Origin of the sequence: Anaerozeibacter quisquiliarum, from assembly GCF_051162045.1 — a bacterium.
Taxonomy (GTDB): domain Bacteria; phylum Bacillota; class Clostridia; order Christensenellales; family Aristaeellaceae; genus Anaerozeibacter; species Anaerozeibacter quisquiliarum.
The window spans coordinates 1-23,113 of record NZ_JBISDI010000052.1 but is presented as its reverse complement, the minus strand read 5'-3'; the positions used below and the strand labels follow the sequence as shown (position 1 = coordinate 23,113).

The following is a 23,113-nucleotide window of genomic DNA, read 5'->3' as shown; positions in this document are numbered from 1 at the left end:
GAAAGCCCCCTTTATGTCTCTTACAAAAGAGCGGTAGCGTTGTACAGTTCGAGGTATCGCTGGTAGTATTCGGCGTAGGACCTTTGGAACTCAGGGCGCGGGCATATGACCGCCGCGCCCTCGATGTCGCGCGAAAACGCGCGAATATCGTCGATCGCGCAGACGGCGCGCATGGCCAGCACGGCCGCGCCCACCGACGATGCGTTCAGGTTTTTCACCAGGCGGATGCGCGTGCCGAAGATGTCGGCCATCATCTGCGTCCAGCGCCGCGAGTGCAGGATGCCGCCGGACGCGTATATCTCCCTGGGTTCGCCGACTTCGCTGCGCAACACCTCGTAACACTGGTAGAGGTTGAAAAGCACCCCCGCCTGTAGCGCCCGGTACATGTCGCGCGCGGTGTGGCTCGGACGGATGCCCTCGAACCCGCCGTGGCGGTCGTCGCGCCAGCCCGGATTGCGCTCGCCGAACAGGAACGGCAGAAATACCGGCATCCCCTCGGGAATCTCTGCGCCGGAATCCAGTTCCTCGAAACTCATTCGGCTGCCCGAAAACGTGTCCCGGAACCAATCAATGCAGTTGCACGCGCCGGAAATCGCCGCTCCGGACATGTAGTCCGCGACGCCGTAGTAGCTCCAGATCTGTTTTCCCTCCGGCAGCACGGGCCGGTCGGTCGTCAGCCGGATTGCGCCGCTGGTGCCGACCGACAGCGTCATGCGCCCGACGACGGCCGCGCAGCTCGCGATCTGGTTGAGCGCGCCGTCCGCGTGCGAGGGGACGACCGGTATGCCCGCGGGGATGCCGATCAAGTTCGCGGCGTCCTCACGTAGCGGCGCGGTGTCCAGGTAGGTCGAGAGCGCGCCGAGCTGCGACGCGCGGACGCCCGAATACCCCATCGCGAAGTCGTCATAGGCAAGCGTGTGCACGTTCAGAAATCCGGAGCCGTTCATGATGTTGATCGTCTCGCGGAACTCCCCGGTTAGCCGATGGAAGTTGTACCCGCCCTGCGACGGCAGCAGCTTGTCCGCGAGTTCGACGCCGTTTTCCCGGAGGTAGCGAAGCGCGTGGCGGGGATAGGTTACGTTCGGCATGCAGCCGGTGCTCCGGTAGAGCCGCTCGGTGAGCGCCGCATCCGCGCGCACGGTCTTGCACATGTCGCTGGGCGCCAGGTAATTCCACATGTAGGTGCCGCCCGCGGGGCGCATGTCCCTGTCGCACAGCGCGACGCTGTGCCAGACGCTCGACAGCGCGATGGCGGCAATGTCCTTGCCCGCGGCGATACGCCTGCCCATCTCGGCGGTCAGACGGAACACCTCCTCGGTGCCGACCACGCCGTCCTTGGCGTACGAGGGATCGTAGGGGCTGGATTCCGTCGCGATTACGCCCTTTCCCGAATCGTAGAGGAGCGCCTTGGCGGAACTGGTGCTGGACTCAAGCGCGAGTACGAGCATGGAAACTTGCCTCCGTCTTGCCGGAGGGCGCGGCCGTCGCGCCGCCCTCCGACCTGCTTTTCGGTTCACGGTCCCAGGTGCTTTTTGAGCGCTGCGCGAACCGCACCCGGCCCGGCGGCCAACCCCGTAAAGTGCGCCTGCGCCCGCGAAATCCCCGACGCGGCGCTGCCGCGCCTTCGGCTTTTGCAAGCGCGGTCCGGCGAAGATTCCCTTCGCCACCGCGCGCATGCTTTAATCCGCGATTGCCTGGTATCTGTTTTTGTCCGCCCAGAGGCCCAGCGCCGGGTTTGAGATATAGAAGACCCGCTGGCCGTCTGCGAGCGTGTTGAAGCCGTCCTCAAGCGTCGCCGGGTCGTACTTCCGGACCGCCTCCCGGTAGGGCATGTAGCGGAAGCCGACGCCCTCGATTTCTTCCTTTGTCAGGTGTTCGGTACAGTAGGTGATCGAGAACCGCCCGTCGGAGCTCCCGTGGATCAGATGCGCCGCGGCGGAAAGGCCGTTTTGCAGATCCTCCTCGATCCTGCACAGCTCGATGATTCTCTCACGGCCGCAGTAGCCGTACTTGCGGATCAGCCGGTCGTTTCCGGCGTCCTCGCCGAACATCTCGACGCCGGGCGCGAGCACGATCAATTCGCCGCCGTCGCGGATCGCCATGCGCGTACGGTAGATCGACTTGTTGCCGAGCCATGTGCTGCGGAACTCCCTCTCATCCAGGTACACGACGACCCTGTCGAGCGGCGCGTCGACAAAGGTCATGTTCATTTTCTGCGCGAGCGCCACGGCCTGTTCAAAATACGATCGCTCCTTGCCGATGAACAGGCCGTGCATGCGGATGTCCCCGCCCGGCGCGGTCGTGACCGTCAGCGCGTAGTAGAGGGGCAGATCCCCGAGGAAGCGCTCCGACGCATAGTCGAACACCTTGCGCACCGGCGTGTGGTCGCGGCCCATCATGCGCTCCATGCCGTAGAACGCACCCAGTATGTGCGACGCATGGATCATCGAGCTCCCGCCGCAGCCAACGAGGACGTTCTTGGTGTGGTTGGCCATGCCCACGACCTCATGCGGCACGACCTGGCCGATCGACAGGATCAAGTCGTAGCCGTCGTAGAGGTATCGGCTGACCTCGACGTCGATGGGCCTGTCGTACACGCCCTCGCTGACCTCCCTCACATAGTCGGCGGGCACCTGAGCGATCTTGACGACGCCGGTGCGCCAGTTGTGTACCAGAAACCGTTCCGGCGGTACGTCGCCGTACATCGCCGCGCACTCCTCCTTGGTCATCGGCACGTGCGTACCGAGCGCCGGAAGCAGGTCAACCCGGCAACCGCCGCCGTCGAGGAGGTGGTAGTAGATGTTTGCGATCTTCCCGGCATTGGAGTGGAACCGCGTGAAGTCCGGCACCAGCAGGAGCACCTTCTTCAACCCCCCGCGGCAGTCTGAAATCGAGTCTCCCAGAATATCCCACAGCTGTTCGTCGCCGATCGCACCGCCCTCGGCCGCATAAACGCTCTGTCCGATCATACCCTCACCCCATTACCTCTCCAGGGAATTCCGTTCCATATCTGACGTTGGCTGGCGGGTGCTTTTCCGCCCGCTCATTCCCGCAAAACGCTTGACGTACGCTTTGCGCCTGCGCATTTTGCAGAAACGATCGGACGGGAAATCATCTCGCCAGCCAACGCCCGAATCAATCAGCGCTTACCTAGACCGTATACGCCGATGCGGCTGTCGTCCCGCCCTTGCCCGTCCAGTTCGTGTGGAAGTACGTGCCGCGCGGCGCGTCCACGCGCTCGTAGGTGTGCGCGCCGAAATAGTCGCGCTGCGCCTGCAAAAGGTTGGCGGGAAGCCACTCGGAGCGGTAGCCGTCGTAGTAGGAGAGCGCCGCCAGCAGCGCCGGAACCGCGACGCCGTTTGCGATGGCGGCGGCGGCGACATTGCGCAATCCCTGCTGGCATTGCGCCAGCTGATCGGAAAAGTACGGGTCGAGCAGCAGGTTATCCAGCGCCGGGTCGCGGTCGAACGCCGATTTGATCTTGTCCAAGAACGCGCTTCGGATGATGCAGCCGCCGCGCCACAGCAGCGCGATGCCGCCGTAGTTGAGATTCCAGTTGTGGGTTTTGGCCGCCGCGCGCATCAGCGCGTAGCCCTGCGCGTAGGATATGACCTTCGCCGCATACAGCGCGCGCTCGATATCCTGAAGCAGCGCCGCCTTATCCCCCATGAAGGCCGGGGCGGGCGAAGGGCCGTTCAGCCGTGCGCTCGCGCGAACGCGCTCGTCCTTGATCGCCGACAGGCAGCGCGCGAACACCGCTTCGCCGATCAGCGTCAGCGCAACGCCCTCGTTCAGCGCCTCGACTACCGCCCACTTGCCGGTGCCCTTCTGCCCGGCGGTGTCGAGGATCCTGTCGATCAGGGGCGAGCCGTCCGCATCCTTTGTCTTCAGGATGTTTGCGGTAATCTCGATCAGGTAGCTGTCGAGCTCGCGTCCGTTCCACTCGGAAAACATGTCGCCGATCCTGTCCGGCTCCATGTGGAGCAGATGGCGCATGATCTGATACGCCTCGCCGATCAGCTGCATGTCGCCGTACTCGATGCCGTTGTGCACCATCTTCACGAAGTGGCCCGCGCCGTCCTCGCCCACCCAGTCGCAGCAAGGGACGCCCTCGGCGTCCGCAGCGATTGCCTGCAGCATCTGCTTCAGGTACGGCCACGCGTCGATCGCGCCGCCGGGCATCAGGCTCGGACCGTTGAGCGCGCCCTCCTCGCCGCCGGAGACGCCGCAGCCGACGTAGTTAATTCCCTTGCCCTCCAGGTATTTCGCGCGGCGGATCGTGTCTCGGAAGTTCGAGTTGCCGCCATCGATCACGATATCCCCGTCCGACAGCAGCGGTATAAGGTGCTCGATCACCTCGTCGACCGGTGCGCCCGCGCGGATCATCAGCATGATCCTGCGCGGCGGAGCGAGGCTCGCAACCAATTCCTCGAGCGTGTGCGCGCCCACGACGTCGCGCCCCTTGGCGCGGCCCCCGACAAAAGCCGTGACATTTTCCTGTTCGCGGTTGTAGACCGCGACGCGGAAGCCCTTATTCAATAGATTGAGCGCCAGATTCTCGCCCATGACGGCGAGTCCGATCATGCCGATGTCTGCCTTCTTCATAGGAACAACCTCCGTTGCGATCGCGTAGGGTCAGCCCAAAGCACTTCGCTGCGGGCGGAGGGGGGATCATCCCTTCTCCGCGAGCCGCCTGCGCAGGGTCGCCCGAACCGCACCGGGGCCCGCAAGCATCGCGGCAAAATCCTCTTCCACCCGTTCGGCAAGGCCTGCGCCATACAAATCCGCGCCAAAGAGCGCTGGATTACCGAGTATCGGCCGGAGTATCGCGCGCATGGGGCCGCGCATACCGAGTCGGGCCGCGGACAACTGCTCGATCAAGGGCGCCGCCATGGGATCGGCGCTGATCTCAAAGGGTTCGCCGCGATCGTCCACGCCCATCAGGTACCGACACCACGCCGCGAACACCAAGGGGATGATCCTCAAATGGGCGATATCCATCTCCGGGCTGCGCAGATAGGCCTTGATCGTCTCTCCAAAACGGATGGGCATTTTCTGCGAGGTGTCGCAGGCAATGCGCTGCGGCGTGTCAAGCAGGAAAGGGTTGGGGAACCGCTCCCTCAGCACTTCGTCCAGGAACGCGCGGGGATCGATGATGCCCGGATTCGCGACCACCGGCAGGCCCTCCACGTAGCCGATGCGTTCCGCCATCCGCACGAGATCCGGGTCCTTCATTTCTTCGCTGATTCTTTCGTAATTCAGCAGGCAGCCAAATATCGCGAGCGCCGTGTGAACAGGGTTCAGGCACGTGCAGACCTTCATGCGCTCAGCCTTTTCGACCGTCTGCCGGTCGGTAAACAGTACCCCCGCGTGCTCGAGCGCCGGGCGGCCGTTGGGGAATGCGTCCTCGATGACCAGGTGCTGCGCCTTTTCTGCGTTGACGAAGGGGGCGACGTATGTGCCGCGGCGCGTGATATAGCCCTCGACGCCCTCAAAACCCGACGCTTTGAGCAGTTTTCGTATCTCGGGGTCGGGACGGGGCGTGATCTTGTCGATCATGCTCCAAGGGAACGAGACGCGCCGCGGATCGGATACGTATTCATAAAAGCCCTCTTCGCAGACGCCGGCCTTGCGCCACGCGGACGCAAAGGCGAGGATCGCGTCTTGCAGACGGTCGCCGTTGTGGGCGAAGTTGTCCATGCTGACCATGGCGATTGGGGCCGCGCCGCGCGCATAGCGCAGATGCAGCAGCGACGCGACCCGGCCCATGTAGCTGATGCAGAAGTTTGGGCCCGCCATGCAGTCGTGCGCCACGTCGGCAGCCTGGTTTCCCTGAGCGTCGGTCAGGCTGTAGCCTTTTTCAGTGATGGTGAAACTGACCATCTGTAGACTGGGCTGGCAGAGGATTTCGCGCAACCGGTCGCGGTCCTCGTTCACGCGCACCGTTTCGCCGATGCTGCCCACGACCACCTTCTCGATGCGCCCGTCCGCGCACAGCCGGACCAATAGCGTCAGGTTGTCGTGCGGGCAAAATATCTTTTCGATCATGTCCGCGGAATCCACCGCGGTGATGCCGCAACTGGCCAGCCCCCGGTTGAGCAACGTCTGTTGGCACACGGCGGGAAATGCCCTGAACAGGTTTCCGGAGCCAAAATGTGCCCAAACCGGCGCGGACTTGGTGGCCTCGCGCATGGCGGCGCGGTCAAACGCCGGTATCTCGATGCCGTTGGCCTTCCAAATCTCGAGGTTCTTGAGTGCCCTGTCGTTCAGCTTCACCGCGATTCCTCCTACGCTTTTCTCGTGCGCGCCGCCATGCCGATGGCCTCCCACGGGCTTGACGCCAATCTCAGCCATGCCCGCGTTCACGATTCCGATTGGTATCAGAGCCGGTTCCGAACCGGCGAAGGGGCATGTTCATCGGGCGGTTCTGCCTCGTTACCGCTGTACGCGCGCGCTTGCGCTGCCCATGAGCGCTTCGACCTCCGTGAGGCGCGCCATCGAGGTGTCGCCGGGGGTGGTCATGGCCAGCGCGCCGTGGGCCGCGCCGTAATTGACGGCTTTTTGGACGTCGCCGGTGGTCATCAGGCCGTAAATGAGGCCCGAGGCAAAGCTGTCGCCGCCACCCACGCGGTCGTAGATTTCCAGTGCCAAGTATTCCTTCGCCTTGTAGATCTCCCCGCCCGACCAGGCCATCGCCGACCAGTCGTTTACCGTCGCGGTCTTGACGCCGCGCAGCGTGGTGGCGATCACGCGAAAGTTGGGGTACGCCTTGGCCGCCTCGGCCATCATCGCGCGGTATCCGTCGAGGTTCAGCGCTTCGAGCTTCGCGTCGTTCCCGCCGATTTCCAAACCCAGACAGGCGGTGAAGTCCTCTTCATTGCCGATCATGACGTCGATGTAGGGGGCAATCGCGCGGTTGACCGCCTGCGCCTTTTCCTTGCCGCCGATGTCGCGCCAGAGCGACGGGCGGTAGTTGAGGTCGTAGGAGACGATGGTGCCGTGCCGCTTCGCCGCCTTGACCGCATCGATGGTCAGCTCCGCCGTCGACTCCGAGAGCGCCGCGAAGATGCCGCCGGTATGGAACCAGCGCGCGCCCAGCTTGCCGAAGATATGCTCCCAGTCCACATCGCCTGTCTTCATCTGCGACGCGGCGGTGTTGGCGCGGTCGGACACGCCCAGCGCGCCGCGCACACCGAAGCCGCGCTCGGTGAAGTTTAGGCCGTTGCGCACCCTCCGGCCGATGCCGTCGAAGGGCACCCAGCGGATCAAAGAGGCATCCACGCCGCCCTGCAGGATAAAATCCTCGACGAGGTAACCCACGTCGTTCTGCGCCAGCGCCGTGATTACGGCAGTCTCCATGCCGAAGCAGCGGCGCAGGCCGCGGGCGACATTGTACTCGCCGCCGCCCTCCCAGACCTGAAAGCTGCGGGCACAGCGCACGCGGGTGTCGCCGGGGTCGAGCCTGAGCATCACTTCGCCCAGCGAAATCTGATCGTACCGGCAGTCCTTCTTGTCCTTAACGTTCAGATTCATGGTCAAGATCCTCCGCGAATTTCTCGGAACAGTGCGGTCGCCTTGGCGGACAGCTCCGCGATCTGATCGAATTTCCCTTCGCGGATCATCTCAGCCGTCACCATCCAGCTGCCGCCGACGGCCATGATTTTTTGGTTCCTGAAGTAGTCGGCGGCGTTGGCCTGACCGATGCCGCCGGTGGGAACGAAGCGGATCTGCGGGAAGGGCCCGCTGAGCGCCTTGATAGCCGAGATACCGCCGAACACTTCCGCCGGGAAAAACTTGAACACCGTGAGCCCCAGCGACAGGCCGACCATGATCTCGCTGGGCGTGACCGCGCCCGGCACGATCGGCAAGCCCCGCGTTTGCGCATCCTGAATGAGCGCCCTGTCGCTGCCGGGTGAGACGATGAATTGCGCGCCCGCGTCCGCCGCTTCGCCCAGCTGGCGTTTGTCGATCACAGTGCCCGCACCGACGGTCATCTCCTTAACCTCGCGGGCGACCGTCGCGATGGAGGCTTTCGCGGCGGCTGTGCGGAAGGTGATTTCCATCACATTGATGCCGCCCTCAAGCAGCGCCTTTGCGGTGGGGATTGCCTGATCTACGCTGTCGAGCACCACGACCGGCACGATGCCGCAAGAGGCGACCCGTTCCATGCTGACCATATGCCATTCCTCCCTGCTGTTTATTTCGTGTCACACCATCTCTGGAAAGGGCGCGCCTTTGCCGCCCAAGGTCCTGGCGATGCTGCGCAGTTCCTCAAGGGTCTTGTCGTTGACGGGAATGCCCTTCTCCCTGCGAACGCGGCGGGATTCATACTCCTTTTCGCCGTGGGTGTAGATGCGGTTCTGACCCTCCGCCTTGCTCGACGCGCGCACGTTCTCGAGATGCTCGGAGAATGCCTTGCGGATGGCGGCCTTGTCGCCGAACAGGCCGTAGTCCAGCGCGATAAAGCTCTGGCAGATGCCCGAGCCGGAGGGCGTCTTGTAGACGCGCTCAGAGGTCACGCCGCCGGCCAAGATGGCTGTGAACAGCTCGCAGATCATGCCGAAGCCGTAGCCCTTGTGCCCGCCCCACTTCTCCCCGGAGCCGCCCAGCGGCAGGATGCCGCCGCCCGCCTTGCTGATGATGTTTTCGAGGATGCGCGCGGAGTCGGTGCTGTCGTGGCCGTTTTCGTCGACGCCCCAGCCCTCCGGTACCGGCATGCCGCGCTTGGTGTAGACCTCGAACTTGCCGCGAGGCACGACGGTGGTGGCGCTGTCGAACGCGAAGGGGATCGGGTCGGCCGGCATGGCGAGCGCGATCGGATTGGTTCCGATCATCGGCTGGCGGCCGTTGGTGGGCACCATGATGGCCTCGGTGTTGGTCATACACATGCCGAGCAAATCCTCGGCGGCCGCCATTTCGGAATAATATCCGGCGATGCCGTAGTGGTTGGAATTGCGCACCATGACCATGCCCACGCCGCTTTTTTTCGCCTTTTCGATCGCCAGCTCCATGGCCTTGCAGCCTATGATCTGGCCCATGGCGTCGTGGGCGTCGATCACCGCCGACAGCGGCGTTTCCTGTACGGTCTCGGGCACTGCGCCGACATTGACCATGCCGCTGCGCACCTCGTGCTCGTAGCGCACCATGCGCTGCACGCCGTGCGACTCGATGCCGTTCAGATCCGCCGCCAATATCACGTCCGTGATGGTCCGGCTGTCCTCCGCCGAAAATCCGTAGCACACAAACACCGATTCGCAAAAACGTACCAGCTGCCTGTAATTCAAAACATGGTATTCCATACGCTTCTCCTACTCAAACGAAAGGCTGACCTTGCAGACCCGCTCGGGATGCTCACGGATAAGCTCCATCGCCTCTGCGACCTCAAAAAAAGGAAAGACATCGGAGCGCAGCCGCTCAGGGCGCAGCTGCCCGTCCTCAAACATACGCACGACCTCGGGGAAACGGTGGTTGTTGAGACGCGAGCCGAGTACGGTGACTTCCTTTTTTGTGAAGGCGACCTGCGCAATCTCCGAGGGCTTGTCGCTGAGGCCCAGCACGACTACCCGCCCGGCGGGGCAGACCAGGTTCATCGCCTGAGGAACGGAGGTCGGCGAGCACACCGAATCGACCGCCACCGCTACGCCCTCGCCGCCTGAGAAATCGAGCACCGCGGCTTCAAGATCCTCTGTGCGCACGTCGATCGCCCGATCCGCGCCGCAGGTCAGCGCGTGCGCGAGCCGATCCGGGACGATATCGGTCATCATGACGCGCGCGCCGCGCGTCTTGGCGATTTCCATCACGCACAAGCCGATCGGGCCGCTGCCCATGACGAGCACGGTATCGCCCTGAGCGATCTGCGCCCGGAAGTTGACCTGCATGCCGATTGAATAAGGCTCCGCCAAGCAGGCTAGATCGGGGGCAAGCTTGTTGGGATCGAGCTTATGGCAGGCCGACGCCGGGGCGACGACGAATTCTGCGAAGCCGCCATCTCGGTGGACGCCCACGACCTCCACGTCGCGGCAGACGTTGTGCCGGTCATGGCGGCAGGCATAGCAATGGCCGCAGGAGCGAACCGGGTCTACCGCCACGATGTCGCCCGGCGCGATGCCCCGGGTTTCTGGACCCACTTCAGTGACACGGCCGCCGAACTCATGGCCGATTACGCGCGGGTAGGTGGCCAGAGAATTGGTGCCGCGGAAGATGCCGATGTCCGATCCGCAGATGCCGCCGGAGATCACGCGAATCTTGACCTCGTCCGGGCGGCCGATCACAGGTTCCGGTACTTCGCGGATCGCGATTTCCAGCGGTCTTTCCACAATGATTGCTTTCATAAAAACGCTCTTTCTCACCCGACCGTCAACCGCCCAGGTAGGCCTTCTTGATATCCGGGCTGTCCATGAGTTCCTGGCTGTCGCCCTGCGACACCACCTTGCCGACTTCGAGCACATAGGTGCGATTGGAAATCGACATGGCCATAAAGGCGTTCTGCTCTACGATGACGATGGGGATGTTCCGCACCTTGTTGATGCGCACGATGGTCTCGAACATGTCATCGACGATGACCGGCGCGAGGCCCAGCGACGGCTCGTCCAGCATCAGCAGCTTTGGATCGCTTATCAGGCCGCGCGCGATGGCCAGCATTTGCTGCTCGCCGCCCGACATGGAGCCGGCCAGCTGCTTTTCGCGCTCCTTGAGCCGCGGGAACATCGCGTACATCTCATCCAGGTGCTCGCGCATCTGCTTTTTGCTGAACTTGCGGCTGTACGCGCCCATGATCAGGTTCTCGACGACCGTCATGGAGGTGAAGATTTCGCGCCCCTCCGGCACGTACACGATCTCCTCGCGGACGATTTTGTGCACCGGTTTGTCGCTGATCGTATGCCCAAGGTATTCGATCTTGCCCGTGCGCGGCTTGTTGATGCCCATGATGGTCTTCATCAGGGTCGTCTTGCCCGCGCCGTTCGCGCCGATGATGGACACGATCTCCCGTTCCCTCACCTGGAAGGAGACCCCGAACAACGCCTGGACTTTGCCGTAGAATACGTCGATCCGGTCAATGTTCAGCATCTGCTTCCACCCGCTTTCTGTACTTGTTGCCGAGATAGGCCTGGATGACGGTCTCGTCGGTTTGAATCTCCTTGGCGGTTGCCTCGGCGATCTTCATACCGAAGTTAATGACCGTAATCATATGGGAGATGTTCATCACAACGTCCATGTTGTGCTCAATCAGGAACAGGTCGATCCCCGAATCGAACACCTTGAGCAGAATGTCGATGAATTCCACGCGCTCGGAGGGATTGAGCCCCGCCGCCGGCTCGTCCAGGAACAGGAGCTTCGGGTCGTTCATCAGGGAGCGGCCCAGCTCCGTCATCTTCTGCCTGCCGTAGGAGATGTTGTTGACGTATTCGCCCCGCAGCTTGTACAGCCCCAGAAAGGTCAGCACCTCAAGCGCCTTTTCGCGCATTTCGCGCTCCTCCCGTGCCGTGCGCATGGGATTGACCAAGAACGAGAAGAAGCCCTGCGTGGTCTTGACGTGCATGCCCACCATGAGGTTTTCCAGCACCGTCATGGACCTGTAGAGCTTGAGGTTCTGGAAGGTGCGGTTGATGCCGGTCTGCGCGATCTCGTAGGCCGGCCGGTTGGTGATCTCGGTTCCCCGGTGGAACACGCGCCCGCCGGACGAAGGGTACGCCCCGGTAATCAGGTTGACGGTGGTGCTCTTGCCCGATCCATTGGGGCCGATCAGCGCGTGGATGGTACGCTCCTCGACATCGATGGACAGGTCGCTGACCGCCACCAGGCCGTGGAAGCGTTTGGTCAGGCCCTCAAGCTTAAGAACGGTTGCCATCCTGGACGCCTCCTTTCGCGGCGCGGCCCGTAAACATACCCTTCAGGTTTGAGAATACACCCATCATGCCATGGGGCAGGAATACGACGAACAGCAGCGTGATGATGCTGTAGATGAACCAGTAGTAGTTTTGCAGGAAGCGCAAAAGCTCCGGCGTGATGGTCACCAGCACCGCGCCCAGCACCGCACCGGGCACCGTGCCAAGGCCGCCGATGATCAGCATGATGACGTAGTTGATGGAGAAGTCCATCGTGTAGGTGGCCGGGTTGATGTAGCGCACAAAGTGGGCGTAGAGCGCGCCGCCAATGCAGCCGTACACCGCCGCCAGCGTAAAGGCCATGATTTTGAAGGACGCGATGTTCACGCCCGAGGACTCCACTGCTTCCGGGTTGTCCTTGATGGCTTTGAGCGCGCGGCCCCACTTGGAATTCGCCAGGCGCCACGCGGTCAATACCAGGATCGCCGCCAGCACGAGGTAGAGGTAGTAGACCGAGACATTGTCCTTGAACTCGCGGCCGAACAGCGTGAACGGCGGAATCTTCGTGACGCCCACCGCGCCGCCGGTCAGATCGTCGAGGTTGGTGATGAAGATGCGCACCACCTCGGAAAAGCCGATGGTCGTCAGCGACAGGTACACGCCCTTAAGCCTAAGCGACGGGTAGCCTAGGCAGATGCCGATCAGGCAGCCCATGATGATCGCGCTCGCCAGGCCCAGCCAAGGCGATAAATTGAGCTTCGTGACCAAGAGCGACGAGGTGTACGCGCCCAGTGAGAAGATGCCGGCGGTGCCCAGATTCATCTGGCCGGTCAGGCCGGTGATGTAGTTGAGGCCCACCACGACGATGATGTTGATTAGGCACTGGTTCATCAGGTTTGTCTGGTACTTTCCGGTCAGCACCTGCGGAAGCGCAGCTGCCGCGGCGACCAGAAACACCAGCCCCAAAGCGGGCAAGAGTTTCTTTCCGGTTCGCATACCGCACCTCCTACGTTTTCTTGTGACCCAAGATGCCGGACGGCCTGAACAGCAAGAACAGGATCAACAGGCCGAAGGAGACGACGTCCTTGTATACCGAGGGCAGGATCATGCTGCCGAAGTTTTCCACCAGACCGATCAAAAGGCCACCCAGGATCGCGCCCGGCAGATATCCAAAGCCGCCGACCACGCCCGCGCTGAACCCCTTGAGGCCGATCATGCTCGACATCGTCGAGTGAACGTTGAACAGCGGGATGATGAGGATGCCGATCACCGTGCAAATCGACGCGGAGATGCCCACCGTCAGCGCCAGATTGAGCGGCACGTTGATGCCCATCAGGCCGGCGGCGTTCTTGTTGTTGGACACGCAGCGCATCGCCATGCCGATCTTGGACTTCTTTAAGAACAGCGTCAGCGCGAAGGTGATGATCATGCAGACGATGACGATGTAGATGTAGGGCCGGGACACCACCTGGTCGCCGACGGAAATCGTACCCTTGAGGAAATCGTCCAGCGTGAAGGGGATGGGGCCCCAAATCAGGCGGATGGCCTCCGTGATGATTCGCCCGAGGATGACCGTGCCTATGATCGCGTACAGATTGGACGCGAGTTTCGACAGAGGATTGAAGATGAACAACGCCACGACGATGCCGAACAGGAACATCGTCACCAGCGTCAGCACCACGCTCAGCGCGTAGGGCAGGCCAATCCCGGCGACATAGGTCCCCGCAAATGCGTAGGCGCTGAGCATGATGAACTTGTCGTGGCTGAAATTGAGCAGGCTCGTAGCATTCCAGATCAACGTATACTCGATGGCTACGAGCGCGTAGATGAAGCCCATGGACACCCCGCTGATCAGCAATTGCAGGATATTGTTCACAGAGTTCCTCCTATCCGGCCTCACAGGTTTGGCGGAAGTAGAGTACTTCCGCCAAACCCATGCGTTGCTCGTGGTATCCGATTAGTTGAGGCTGACCTTCTGGGCGACGGAGCAGGTCTTGTTCCGGTCGATCTGGAGGATGAACAGCGTGGAGTTGAGCTCGCCGTGCTCGTTGGCCTTGAGCGTACCCAGCACGCACTCGAACCCGTCGGTCGCGGCCAGCGCGTCGCGGATGGCCACGGGATCGGTGCCGCCCGCGCGGTTCAGCGCGTCGGCAATCAGGTAGGAAGCCGTGTAGTACATCGCGGCGTAGCGCTCCGGCTTTACGCCCCAGCGAGCCTCATAGCGCGTCACGAAATCCATCATAACCGGGTCGGACTCGTCGATGAAGAAGTCGGTGGAGGCGTACAGACCATCCACTTGCTCACCGCTGATCAGGTCGAGCACCTGCGGCATCGGCAGCGCGTTCGGCCCAATAAAGGGGATGTTCTTGAGGCCCAGCTCGCTGTACTGGCGCACGGCCAGCGCGCTGTCGGCGTCATGGGTGAAGGCGAATACCACGTCGGGGCCCCATTCCTTGATCTTGAGCAACTGGCTGGTGACGTCGGTATCCTCGGCGGTCATGCCCTCGGAGTAGTATTCCAGGCCGTTGGCCTCGGCATAGAGCTTGGAGGCGTTGTTGGCCGCCTTGCCGTAGTCGTCGGTGATGTAGATGGCGGCGATCTTCTTGGCGCCGAATTTCTCGGTGGCGAACTTGACCATGACCTGCCCGACCGAGCCGTCGGACACCGAGATGCGGAAGAAGTACTCGTTGTTCTGGTCGATCAGGGAGGGGCTGGTGGCGGCGCTCACGAAGGGGATGCCCGCCTCCTTGTAGTACTCCATGGCGGCCAGCGCCATCGGGGAGGTGTGCGGCCCGATGCAAACGGCCACGTCCTGCGACAGGATGTTGTTGACCGCGGTCACCGCGCCCGCGGCGTTGCCGGTGTCGTCCACCAGGTACATCTCGAGCTGCTTGCCGCCCAGCACGCTGCCCGCTGCGTTGATCTCCTCAAACGCCATGGTGATGGCCTGCTTCATGTGCAGTCCGCCCGCCGCCATGGATCCGGTCTCCATGCAGGAAACGCCGACCAGGATGTTGTCGTTGGCCAGTGCCACAGCCGACATACCGAGCACCAGAACCAGGGCCATCAGGGTACAGATGATCTTTTTCACGAACGCATTCCTCCTAGATAGATTTTCTGGTCACGCGCCTCAGCGCGGAACACTCGAGACCTCATTGCCGAGGGAACTGCGATTTATTGCTTTCTGTTTAAGACGATCAGATTGCTGTATTGGGTACGCGACTTCGACGAGATGGCCTGCGACTCTTCCACAAAACGTCATTTTACATAGATTATCCAAGGAGTGATTGGGCGCTTGTTTGCCTTGCGCGGGGATGACCGTCGTTTTCTTTGCCTATATCATAACTTTTTGCGGCGGGTTCTTCTTCTCCTGCATTGCAAAATATGCTCTGTATTGATATACTATTGGGACATGGAGAGCATTCTGCGGCAAGGAAGGATTCCTATGCGTTATCGCGTTTATTACAACCCCTCCCCGCTGGGCATCGGCATCCTATGCTCGGCTTCCGACAATTACGACAGCATCCTCTACCCCCACTACCATCTGGAGTATGAGTTATCCATCGTGCTCAGCGGCGTGCATCTTCTGATTCTGGAAGAAGAAACCATGCGCCTTCCGCCCGGAAGCCTGACTCTGATCCGCCCCAACGAAGTGCACACCCGCAAGATGGAGGTAAGGGGAAAGTTCATCACAGTCGCGTTTCCGGCTGTGGAGCTTAATGCGCTGGTAAAATATGTGGGTGAGGGGATACCCACCTGTGCGCTGTGGGGGTGTCGCCCGCCTGTTGCGATGCTGAACCCGGGAGATGTTGAAAGGAGCATTCGCCGCATTGAGCGCGTCAACCTGTTCTGCAGCTCCAACGCGCCCCGCGCTCTCGCAGAACTCAGGGCGCTGCTCGTGGATCTGTGTCTCTATCATTTGGCAAACCCCGATGCTTTGCCATCGGCCAGGACACCCTGGCTTACGAAGCTGATTAACGAGATGCAAAAGCCCGAGAACATTCGCAAAGGCCTCCCGGCCATGCTGGACCTGACGCCTTACAGCCACGAGTACATATGCCGGGAGTTCAAGCGCATGATGGACTGCACACCCACCGAATACATCAACAGTGCGCGGCTGGACCTGGCCCGCCGGATGCTCGAAAACCCTACACTCAGCATCGTGGATATCTGCTACGCCGTGGGCTTTGAATCGGTGAGCTATTTTTACCAGTTGTTCAAGGCGAAGTTCGGAAACACGCCCAGCCGCTACCGCAAACATCACTTCATCGCCTACCCTGACATGCCGCCCGATCAGTTCAGGGCGCTTGTCGAATGATGCGCTCACGTATCAACTTGGAATGGAATCCGCAAGGAGGGACGGCTGCATGGACAGGCAGATGGCGATACGCATTCACGAGAGGGACAACGTTGCGATTGCGCTGGAGCCGCTAAAGGAGGGCGAGTCCGTTCAAATTCACGGCCAGACCATGATCGCGATCCGGAACATCCCCTTCGGACACAAGCTCGCGCTGAACCAAATTCTGCCCGGTGAACAGGTCGTGAAGTACGGCTCGCCCATCGGACGCGCTACGGCCGTGATCGAACCGGGGCAATGGGTGCACAGCCACAACATGGAATCGAATCTCGAGGGCCTTGCGCGATACGAGTTCCATCCGGAAACCGCGCATGATGAAGACGTTTCCCGCGTCGCCGACACCTTTGACGGGTACGTGCGCGCGGACGGCTCGGTGGGCACCCGCAACGAACTATGGATCGTGCCCACGGTGTCCTGCGTCAATTCCGGCATTCGACGGCTCGCTGAAGCGGCGCGCGCGAAATTCGGCGGGCGTTGCGACGGCATCTACGCGCTCCCCCACAGCGCGGGCTGCTCGCAGCTGGGCGACGATCACAAGACCACGCAGCGCATTCTCCGCGGCATCGCCCGCCACCCCAACGCGGGCGGCGCGCTGATCGTGAGCCTGGGCTGCGAAAACAACCAGCTAAAGGAATTCCTGCCGATGCTGGGCGAGGTGGACGGTCGGCGCGTGAAGACCATGATCGCCCAGGAGGTCGAGGGCGACGAGATCGAGTACGGCCTCAAGTTGATCGATGAAATCCTGTCTGTCATGGAGGGCGACCACCGCGAACCTTGCCCGATCGCCAAGCTGACGATCGGCTTCAAATGCGGCGGTTCCGACGCGTTTTCGGGCGTGACGGCCAACGTGCTGTGCGGCCGGATCGCGGATCGGATTGCGGCGCTGGGTGGCAAGGCGGTGCTGACCGAGGTGCCGGAGATGTTCGGTGCGGAACATCATCTGATGGGGCGCGCCGCGAGCGAGCGGGTCTTTGACGAGATCGTGAGCATGATCGACGGCTTTAAGGAATATTACCTAAGCCACGGCCAGAGCATCGACAAGAACCCCTCGCCGGGCAACATGGAGGGCGGCATCACCACGCTGGAAGAAAAATCGCTGGGCTGCATCCAGAAGGGCGGCCACGCGACAATCACAGGGACGCTCACCTACGGTCAGCGCTGCGAGACCCATGGCCTGAATCTGATGACCGGCCCCGGAAACGACAACGTGTCGATCACCAATCTCGTGTCCGCCGGTGCGCAGATCATCCTGTTCACCACCGGACGCGGCAATCCGCTGGGCACGGTCGCGCCGGTAATCAAGATCGCCTCCAACAGCGAGCTTGCGCGCCGGAAGCCCAAATGGATTGACTTTGACGCCGGGCGGCTGCTGACCGGGCAGACGATGGAGGCGCTCGTGGACGAACTCTGGACGATGCTGCTCGACTCCGCCTCCGGCCGTTATGCGACGCGCAACGAGCTCAACGACAGCCGCGAGATCACGATATTCAAAAACGGCGTATTGCTGTAGAGACAAATGTGGTTTGCATGTTGGGCGCCAAGGATGGCTACGACCTCGAAGCGCGCGTCGCGCAGACCATGGCTGCGCGCGATGGCATGACGCGCGATCAGGCCATCGACGGGATCGTGGCCGACGCGGTGTCGGCGTTCCTGTCTGACGAAGCGAACGTGCGCGATTTGGTGGGTAAGCACCGGACACTGGCCGAGAGGATCCGCGATTTCATTGGCGAATTCGCAGCCGAGATCAAGCGCGTGCTTGCGCGCCTCGGCAAGCACGCCGGGCGGTACGGGACCGACGCGCTGTCAGGTGATGCGGAGGCGCTGACTGCGATCTACGGCATCAACACATACGACGGCGCACAAGGCCCGGAGGTTGACGATTGGGAGGAGGACACCGACGAGCCCGGAAATCCGGACAACCCGGCATAATCCCGGCATACACAGCCGCCCCTTCCTTGCGTAACGCTTGGGAGGGGCCTTTGTCTTTATAATTCAGCGCAAACCAAAAGGGACTGCCCCCAAACATGAAGCGGCAGTCCCAAAGGCGGTTCATGGCTGTTACTCATCAATTTCGGATTTCGATTGCGTTATCCGGCAGCGTCGGAGTCCGCCTTGGTGCATTGAATGGTTCCGGCGGGATGCTGAACGGGCGCATAGATAGAATACAACTTAATCGGCTCATCCCCCGTGTTGACCAGGTTATGCCATGTTCCAGCGGGGATGAAAATGGCGAAATTCTCAGATACATCTCGCTGATAGTTCAGGCTGGTCTGCGTGCTTCCCATCATGACTCTGCCCCGGCCTTGCTCCAAACGAAGAAACTGATCCAGGTCGGGATGCATCTCCAAGCCGATTTCTCCGCACGGAGGAATGCACATCAGGGTGAGCTGCAGATGGGTCCCCGTCCAAAGCGCCCTCCGGAAAAAGGGATTCTCCAGGGTCGCCTTCTCGATGTCAACCACATAAGGGTTGGGGCCAAAATCCTCCCCGATGCCAGTGCAGCGCGTGGTCAAGCAAGGTTGGTCAGCTGAGGAACAAGGGTCATCGGGCGGATAGGGTGAAGGGCAACGGCAGCAGCAAGGACAACCATATGGTGAGGAATGCATGCTTGCTCCTTTCCAACAGCCACAATCTGCCTTGGAAATCGTACGGCTAGACACGTCTAACCATGGACGCTTTCCAGCATCATTGTATGCGATATACGGGTGGCGTGTTCGGCGGTAGACCTGTCAGACTCCGCTGGTAGACAACCTAACCAAACTGTACAGCGAGCTGGCGGGTGTATCGGAGTGGTCGGACGTGGTGGCGGCTGATCTGGGCAGGGCGGTGGTTGAGCGGAGCCGGCATGGGCGCGCATGAGAGCACGTTTGGGCGACAGGATGACTGACGGGAACGATTCCCCTCTGCTGACTTCGGCTGGGGCAGAAAATTGTGCTATGCGCGGCAAACCAGGTGAGTTATACCGCCACCAATGCATGAAAAAGCCACCCTTTCAGGTGGCTTGGCGGAGAAGCCGGGATTTGAACCCGGGCGGCGCTTATCGCACCCTACTCCCTTAGCAGGGGAGCCCCTTCGGCCTCTTGGGTACTTCTCCATATAGTATTGGCGGAGAGAGAGGGATTCGAACCCCCGGTGCCTTTCGACATCACTGGTTTTCAAGACCAGCGCCTTCAACCACTCGGCCATCTCTCCAGAAGAAAAACCAGCATCAGCAATTATAGCAGAGAATTGGGGCAAAGTCAATGCCCAAAACGGCCTTTTGGGCGGCCTGATGGGGTGTTTTGAGGCTGTTTTGGTAGGTTGAGACGGTTTTGGGCATGATCGGGGGAATGTTATCGCTGATCTGGGATCAGATGTATGGGAGAATATGGGCCAAAAAAGCAGTGATGCTTTGCATGGATGCATAAAAGTGGGATGGCAGCGGATGTCAGTTGACATCATGAGGTCGATGACGCTGATCCTGAATCAGAGGAGAGCAGTGATTCCCTGCATAAATAGCTGATTACTGGACTTGGATGGATTGCTTTGACATCTGGTGAGAATAATAGAGACCAATCTTATAAACGTCTTATCCACTGCACCTGGTGGCATTTTTCAGCAAAGCTGAAATCATCTGATGTCCTTGTGCAATCCAGAAGGTATAGTCACAGACTAAAATCAAACGCTTCTTTGCTCGGCTTACAGCTGTGTTGATGAGCAATTTCCCCTTTGACGAACGATTCTGGGTGTTCGTAAACCACATGTCCGATGTGTCGCAGACGCTTAGAATGACAGTATCCCACTCCCTTCCCTGTGAACCGTGAACTGTCAGAATGCACTCCTTATGCTTGAGATCTGGACATAGTCTTTCGAGAAGCTGCAGTTGCTTCCTGTAGGGTGTAAGCACCACAATATCCTCATTTATATACTTCCGGACAAAGGCTTGAATCGCTCGAGCTTCGTCAAGACTTTCCCGCTGTTTTTCTGGAACAGTTCGCCGTGGCGCGTCAATATACTCGATTTGGAAAGAACCAACCGCTACTGCGCTTCGGAAGCCGCAGTTCTCATACACATGTTGATTAAGAAGCATTGACAGTTCTGGCCCGAACCGATAGGTCGCACGGAGACTGCATTTCGGCATCTTATCGAAAACGGGTGCTTGCCCATTCCCAATGGACTTCTTAAGGTCTTCGATTGGCTTGGTGAGCAAGGATTCCACCTGAAGGCTCGTTTCTCTCCACAGCCATGCGTCAGGATAACGGGCATCCACAGCATCATCGAAGTTCATTTCGCACACGGGCGGTAGCTGGAAATGGTCGCCCAGAAATGTTATAGGGCACTGGCACGCAAACAAGGTCGTTCCTTTTGCAAGATTGGCATAACCCGCCTCATCCAAGAATACATGGGCGAAGGACAGTTCCGCCTCGCCATCCAGAACTTCCTTACCGCTCTCGTGAGAAATGCGCGAGATGTACGCGTCCAGCGTTCCCGCGATTACGCACACATGCTTTGACCGTTCGGCCGTCGTCCGCTTCTTAAGATCCTCGATCTTTCGATTGATTTCAAGTATCTGATTTTGTATTTCGGCGGCAGTTCGATACTCGTACTCGGCATATCGGCCTGCCCGGCTTTGATACCAACTGTCTTCCCTCTCAAGCAAGTCTTTTGTGTCGCGGAGGCAGTTTTCGAGATTTGTGATGTTGAGCTTGCGGGTAATCTCGTAGAGACTGTCGACATCCTTCGACATTTGCATGATCGCAGGCTGGAACCCCTCTGTGCATCCAGAAAGTTCCCGTTCCAGAGCAACCTTCTCGCTCCGCGCAGTTGTTAGCTTTGTTTCAATGGTTTTGATGCGGTTGGATATTGCAGAGATTTCTCTCCGAATCGACGCAAGTTGTGAAGCCTTCCCGGTATCACCGCTGCGAAGCGCACTGTACATACGGTAAAGAGCGCCTTGCATGCTGATTTCGATACGTCGGGCGGATTCTTCTTCTCTCGAGCGTGTTGCCTGCTCATGGGATAAGGATTCCTCAATGAGCTTGATGTCTTTTTCAGCATTCGCAAGCTTGCGGGATATGGAGCTTCGGCGCGCGAATTCCTCGCTCATCTGCAGCATCAGATGGTACGCGTTCTGAATCTTCTCCCTCCGTATCGGGAGGGACTTATAATTTAGCGCTTCCTGCAGCGACTTCACCTGTTGTTTGTACCGTTCAATCTGCTTCGCGATCCCCTGAAATTCGCATATTTCCGGAAACTCCTCTGCAAATTGTTTAGTCGGAGTGCCAAGCCTTAGAATTTTATCCTGATAGTCGATACCAGCCGGCTTGATAAGCTTGATGACGCCGCGCAGCACCTGGTCGATGGAGTTGTTTGTAGGCGCAAAAATAGCGATTCGCTGCTTCGTATGGACATAATGGGAGACGCAATAACCAAGTACAAATTGGGTCTTTCCGGTACCTGGTGCTCCCCAAATGTAGCAGGAAGGGCTTGATAGAGCGGCGAGAATGGCCTGAACTTGGTCATCGGATGGCCGTTGGCCCTTCACCGTGCCAATAGGCGCATTAATGGATCCGGCCTTCGTCGGAAAGTTCAGGAGCTGGCCATTTTCCTCGTACCAATCTTTTGTTCGGCGAACCAAAAACCGAAGGTCCGCCACTAGCAGGACGTCCGCGGCGGACGCTTTACGCATCAGCCCAACGCACTTTTCACTCTGCTTGTTTGGCCGGACAACCATGAAATAATTATCTGCGTCGCATTCCAGAATCTGAATCTGCGTTTGTTTGAATGATTCCCCGAAGATCTCAAATAGAATGCTGTCGGTGTCGGGCAGCTTTTTGTCCAGCTTCAGTTTGTATGTATCCTCTTCGAATGCCTGGATGGACACCACGCGATACTCGATTCTGCCCTTGTTCTGATCCTTCAAGTATTGATGGTAGCTTTCCGCGCCCCGGATCATATGCGCTTGAAGCGGCGTCAAAGCCCGCTCTGCCATCTGCGGTGCCCTCCTTAAGACGGGACAGAAAACGCAAAACCCCCTGTTGCCTTGTGCGGCGCATTCGCGGTTTCGTCCAAATGGATGACCAGGCGTAAAAAGAGGATCTTTGTGAGCGCGATCCGGGACATGTCCCCGGCAAATTACACCTTGATGATGCCTTGTGTGTGACCCTATTTACCTGTATAATATGCCTGTAACAAAAAAATGTCAATATGGTGCGTTTTGATGATTACCGGAGAAATCAAGAACAAGGTTGACCGGATCTGGACGGACATATGGGCGGGCGGCATGACGAACCCGCTGACGGTTATAGAACAGCCTGACCTTCATGTTCATCGTTTCATATGATGAAAAGAAGTATGAGCCGAGCATGATGAGGCACTGACAGGAAAACCGGTAAAGCGCATCTACAGATACAATGGGCCAGTCCCGCGAAATCTGCGACGTGATCGCGAACCGTGTGTTCCCGATTATAAAAAAACATGAACAGCGGCGCTTACACCACGTCATCCAAATACATGCAGACCGCGATGTTCCCAGAGGGGAAAAGCAGGTGCTACAGAACTAAACTCATTTATAATCAGTCGAACTTAAATGGGAGAGTTATATGAAAAGCGAAGCGAGTCGCGGCGTTCTTTTACTTATCATTGCATTGATAGTCTCGTATGCACTTACATATTTTACGGGATTAAATGAAGTGTGGAATCTTGCATGGAGTATAAGTGCGCTGTTTAACGGAAAAGACATGGGAGCTATAATTGTTTTGCTTCTAATTTGGACCATGCCTATTTTGACTGGGGAAATTATCATTAGATTCTCAAGACGTGAAATGGGAACCGGGTATATTTATATTTCATTTTATTTTATGGCCAGTATTTGTTTATGAACAAAAATCACTTGGACCATCTAAATCGATACAATTTATTGAAAGGTGTATATATTGCACTATATACTATT

Annotated in this window: 19 protein-coding genes and 2 tRNA genes; 4 read left to right on the top strand and 17 right to left on the bottom strand. The window is 59.4% G+C overall.

Annotated features, from left to right (window positions below):
• Window positions 1-20 precede the first annotated feature (20 nt).
• The 13 genes from ACH6CV_RS16740 to ACH6CV_RS16680 form a co-directional block, all read right to left on the bottom strand.
• Window positions 21-1,448: a gluconokinase gene (locus ACH6CV_RS16740; RefSeq protein ID WP_456359360.1), complete on the bottom strand. Its 1,428-nt coding sequence runs from the start codon at window positions 1,446-1,448 to the stop codon at window positions 21-23.
• 231 nt (window positions 1,449-1,679) lie between these two features.
• Window positions 1,680-2,969 (bottom strand): lactate racemase domain-containing protein, encoded by a 1,290-nt coding sequence (locus ACH6CV_RS16735; RefSeq protein ID WP_456359359.1) that lies wholly within the window; start codon window positions 2,967-2,969, stop codon window positions 1,680-1,682.
• 181 nt (window positions 2,970-3,150) lie between these two features.
• A complete protein-coding gene (gnd, locus tag ACH6CV_RS16730; RefSeq protein WP_456359358.1) occupies window positions 3,151-4,605 on the bottom strand; it encodes a decarboxylating NADP(+)-dependent phosphogluconate dehydrogenase in 1,455 nt (484 codons plus the stop codon).
• A 66-nt stretch (window positions 4,606-4,671) separates the two neighbouring features.
• Window positions 4,672-6,276, bottom strand: coding sequence for a mannitol dehydrogenase family protein (locus ACH6CV_RS16725; protein WP_456359357.1), 1,605 nt, complete (start codon window positions 6,274-6,276; stop codon window positions 4,672-4,674).
• Window positions 6,277-6,435: 159 nt separating this feature from the next.
• Window positions 6,436-7,533 (bottom strand): PfkB family carbohydrate kinase, encoded by a 1,098-nt coding sequence (locus ACH6CV_RS16720; protein ID WP_456359356.1) that lies wholly within the window; start codon window positions 7,531-7,533, stop codon window positions 6,436-6,438.
• Window positions 7,534-7,535: 2 nt separating this feature from the next.
• Window positions 7,536-8,177, bottom strand: coding sequence for a bifunctional 4-hydroxy-2-oxoglutarate aldolase/2-dehydro-3-deoxy-phosphogluconate aldolase (gene eda / locus ACH6CV_RS16715; RefSeq protein WP_456359355.1), 642 nt, complete (start codon window positions 8,175-8,177; stop codon window positions 7,536-7,538).
• A gap of 30 nt (window positions 8,178-8,207) precedes the next feature.
• On the bottom strand, window positions 8,208-9,299 hold the full coding sequence (locus ACH6CV_RS16710; RefSeq protein ID WP_456359354.1) for an Ldh family oxidoreductase: 1,092 nt from the start codon (window positions 9,297-9,299) through the stop codon (window positions 8,208-8,210).
• Between the two features lie 9 nt (window positions 9,300-9,308).
• The gene (locus ACH6CV_RS16705; RefSeq protein ID WP_456359353.1) at window positions 9,309-10,331 is read right to left on the bottom strand and encodes a zinc-binding alcohol dehydrogenase family protein; all 1,023 of its coding nucleotides are present in this window, start codon (window positions 10,329-10,331) and stop codon (window positions 9,309-9,311) included.
• A gap of 25 nt (window positions 10,332-10,356) precedes the next feature.
• Window positions 10,357-11,067 (bottom strand): ABC transporter ATP-binding protein, encoded by a 711-nt coding sequence (locus ACH6CV_RS16700; RefSeq protein ID WP_456359352.1) that lies wholly within the window; start codon window positions 11,065-11,067, stop codon window positions 10,357-10,359.
• Window positions 11,054-11,848 carry an ABC transporter ATP-binding protein gene (locus ACH6CV_RS16695; protein ID WP_456359351.1) on the bottom strand — a complete coding sequence of 265 codons (795 nt, stop codon included), beginning with the start codon at window positions 11,846-11,848 and terminating at the stop codon, window positions 11,054-11,056. The genes ACH6CV_RS16700 and ACH6CV_RS16695 overlap by 14 nt, the downstream gene beginning before the upstream one ends.
• Complete coding sequence (locus ACH6CV_RS16690) at window positions 11,832-12,821, bottom strand: branched-chain amino acid ABC transporter permease (RefSeq protein WP_456359350.1); 990 nt, start codon at window positions 12,819-12,821, stop codon at window positions 11,832-11,834. The genes ACH6CV_RS16695 and ACH6CV_RS16690 overlap by 17 nt, the downstream gene beginning before the upstream one ends.
• Window positions 12,822-12,831: 10 nt before the next feature.
• On the bottom strand, window positions 12,832-13,701 hold the full coding sequence (locus ACH6CV_RS16685; protein WP_456359349.1) for a branched-chain amino acid ABC transporter permease: 870 nt from the start codon (window positions 13,699-13,701) through the stop codon (window positions 12,832-12,834).
• Window positions 13,702-13,782: 81 nt separating this feature from the next.
• Window positions 13,783-14,916 (bottom strand): ABC transporter substrate-binding protein, encoded by a 1,134-nt coding sequence (locus ACH6CV_RS16680; RefSeq protein ID WP_456359348.1) that lies wholly within the window; start codon window positions 14,914-14,916, stop codon window positions 13,783-13,785.
• Between the two features lie 354 nt (window positions 14,917-15,270).
• Between ACH6CV_RS16680 and ACH6CV_RS16675 the strand changes: the two genes are divergently transcribed.
• Genes ACH6CV_RS16675 through ACH6CV_RS16665 form a run of 3 tightly spaced genes read left to right on the top strand, consistent with a single transcriptional unit; the run spans window position 15,271 to window position 18,111 of the window.
• On the top strand, window positions 15,271-16,143 hold the full coding sequence (locus ACH6CV_RS16675) for an AraC family transcriptional regulator (protein WP_456359347.1): 873 nt from the start codon (window positions 15,271-15,273) through the stop codon (window positions 16,141-16,143).
• Window positions 16,144-16,192: 49 nt separating this feature from the next.
• Entirely contained in the window at window positions 16,193-17,692 is a 1,500-nt protein-coding gene (locus ACH6CV_RS16670; protein WP_456359346.1) for a UxaA family hydrolase, read from the top strand.
• A gap of 8 nt (window positions 17,693-17,700) precedes the next feature.
• Complete coding sequence (locus tag ACH6CV_RS16665) at window positions 17,701-18,111, top strand: hypothetical protein (protein ID WP_456359345.1); 411 nt, start codon at window positions 17,701-17,703, stop codon at window positions 18,109-18,111.
• A 158-nt stretch (window positions 18,112-18,269) separates the two neighbouring features.
• On the opposite strand, the gene ACH6CV_RS16660 is transcribed toward ACH6CV_RS16665, so the two are convergent.
• The 4 genes from ACH6CV_RS16660 to ACH6CV_RS16645 all read right to left on the bottom strand — a co-directional run bounded on the left by ACH6CV_RS16660 (window position 18,270) and on the right by ACH6CV_RS16645 (window position 22,153).
• Window positions 18,270-18,560, bottom strand: coding sequence for a cupin domain-containing protein (locus tag ACH6CV_RS16660; protein ID WP_456359361.1), 291 nt, complete (start codon window positions 18,558-18,560; stop codon window positions 18,270-18,272).
• 624 nt (window positions 18,561-19,184) lie between these two features.
• Window positions 19,185-19,276: transfer RNA gene (locus tag ACH6CV_RS16655), tRNA-Ser, on the bottom strand.
• Between the two features lie 9 nt (window positions 19,277-19,285).
• Window positions 19,286-19,374, bottom strand: a tRNA-Ser gene (locus tag ACH6CV_RS16650).
• A gap of 376 nt (window positions 19,375-19,750) precedes the next feature.
• Complete coding sequence (locus tag ACH6CV_RS16645; protein ID WP_456359344.1) at window positions 19,751-22,153, bottom strand: AAA domain-containing protein; 2,403 nt, start codon at window positions 22,151-22,153, stop codon at window positions 19,751-19,753.
• Window positions 22,154-22,763: 610 nt separating this feature from the next.
• Between ACH6CV_RS16645 and ACH6CV_RS16640 the strand changes: the two genes are divergently transcribed.
• Complete coding sequence (locus ACH6CV_RS16640; protein WP_456359343.1) at window positions 22,764-23,042, top strand: hypothetical protein; 279 nt, start codon at window positions 22,764-22,766, stop codon at window positions 23,040-23,042.
• Window positions 23,043-23,113: the final 71 nt, after the last annotated feature.

What these genes read in the sequence shown, in the direction of transcription:
- ACH6CV_RS16740 (WP_456359360.1), bottom strand. Translation starts at nt 1,448, where the DNA reads ATGCTCGTACTCGCGCTTGAGTCCAGCACCAGTTCCGCCAAGGCGCTC.
- ACH6CV_RS16720 (WP_456359356.1), bottom strand. Translation starts at nt 7,533, where the DNA reads ATGAATCTGAACGTTAAGGACAAGAAGGACTGCCGGTACGATCAGATT.
- ACH6CV_RS16670 (WP_456359346.1), top strand. Translation starts at nt 16,193, where the DNA reads ATGGACAGGCAGATGGCGATACGCATTCACGAGAGGGACAACGTTGCG.
- ACH6CV_RS16690 (WP_456359350.1), bottom strand. Translation starts at nt 12,821, where the DNA reads ATGCGAACCGGAAAGAAACTCTTGCCCGCTTTGGGGCTGGTGTTTCTG.
- gnd (WP_456359358.1), bottom strand. Translation starts at nt 4,605, where the DNA reads ATGAAGAAGGCAGACATCGGCATGATCGGACTCGCCGTCATGGGCGAG.
- ACH6CV_RS16675 (WP_456359347.1), top strand. Translation starts at nt 15,271, where the DNA reads ATGCGTTATCGCGTTTATTACAACCCCTCCCCGCTGGGCATCGGCATC.
- ACH6CV_RS16705 (WP_456359353.1), bottom strand. Translation starts at nt 10,331, where the DNA reads ATGAAAGCAATCATTGTGGAAAGACCGCTGGAAATCGCGATCCGCGAA.
- eda (WP_456359355.1), bottom strand. Translation starts at nt 8,177, where the DNA reads ATGGTCAGCATGGAACGGGTCGCCTCTTGCGGCATCGTGCCGGTCGTG.
- ACH6CV_RS16660 (WP_456359361.1), bottom strand. Translation starts at nt 18,560, where the DNA reads ATGTGCATTCCTCCGTGCGGAGAAATCGGCTTGGAGATGCATCCCGAC.
- ACH6CV_RS16640 (WP_456359343.1), top strand. Translation starts at nt 22,764, where the DNA reads ATGAAAAGCGAAGCGAGTCGCGGCGTTCTTTTACTTATCATTGCATTG.
- ACH6CV_RS16695 (WP_456359351.1), bottom strand. Translation starts at nt 11,848, where the DNA reads ATGGCAACCGTTCTTAAGCTTGAGGGCCTGACCAAACGCTTCCACGGC.
- ACH6CV_RS16700 (WP_456359352.1), bottom strand. Translation starts at nt 11,067, where the DNA reads ATGCTGAACATTGACCGGATCGACGTATTCTACGGCAAAGTCCAGGCG.
- ACH6CV_RS16735 (WP_456359359.1), bottom strand. Translation starts at nt 2,969, where the DNA reads ATGATCGGACAGAGCGTTTATGCGGCCGAGGGCGGTGCGATCGGCGAC.
- ACH6CV_RS16710 (WP_456359354.1), bottom strand. Translation starts at nt 9,299, where the DNA reads ATGGAATACCATGTTTTGAATTACAGGCAGCTGGTACGTTTTTGCGAA.
- ACH6CV_RS16645 (WP_456359344.1), bottom strand. Translation starts at nt 22,153, where the DNA reads ATGGCAGAGCGGGCTTTGACGCCGCTTCAAGCGCATATGATCCGGGGC.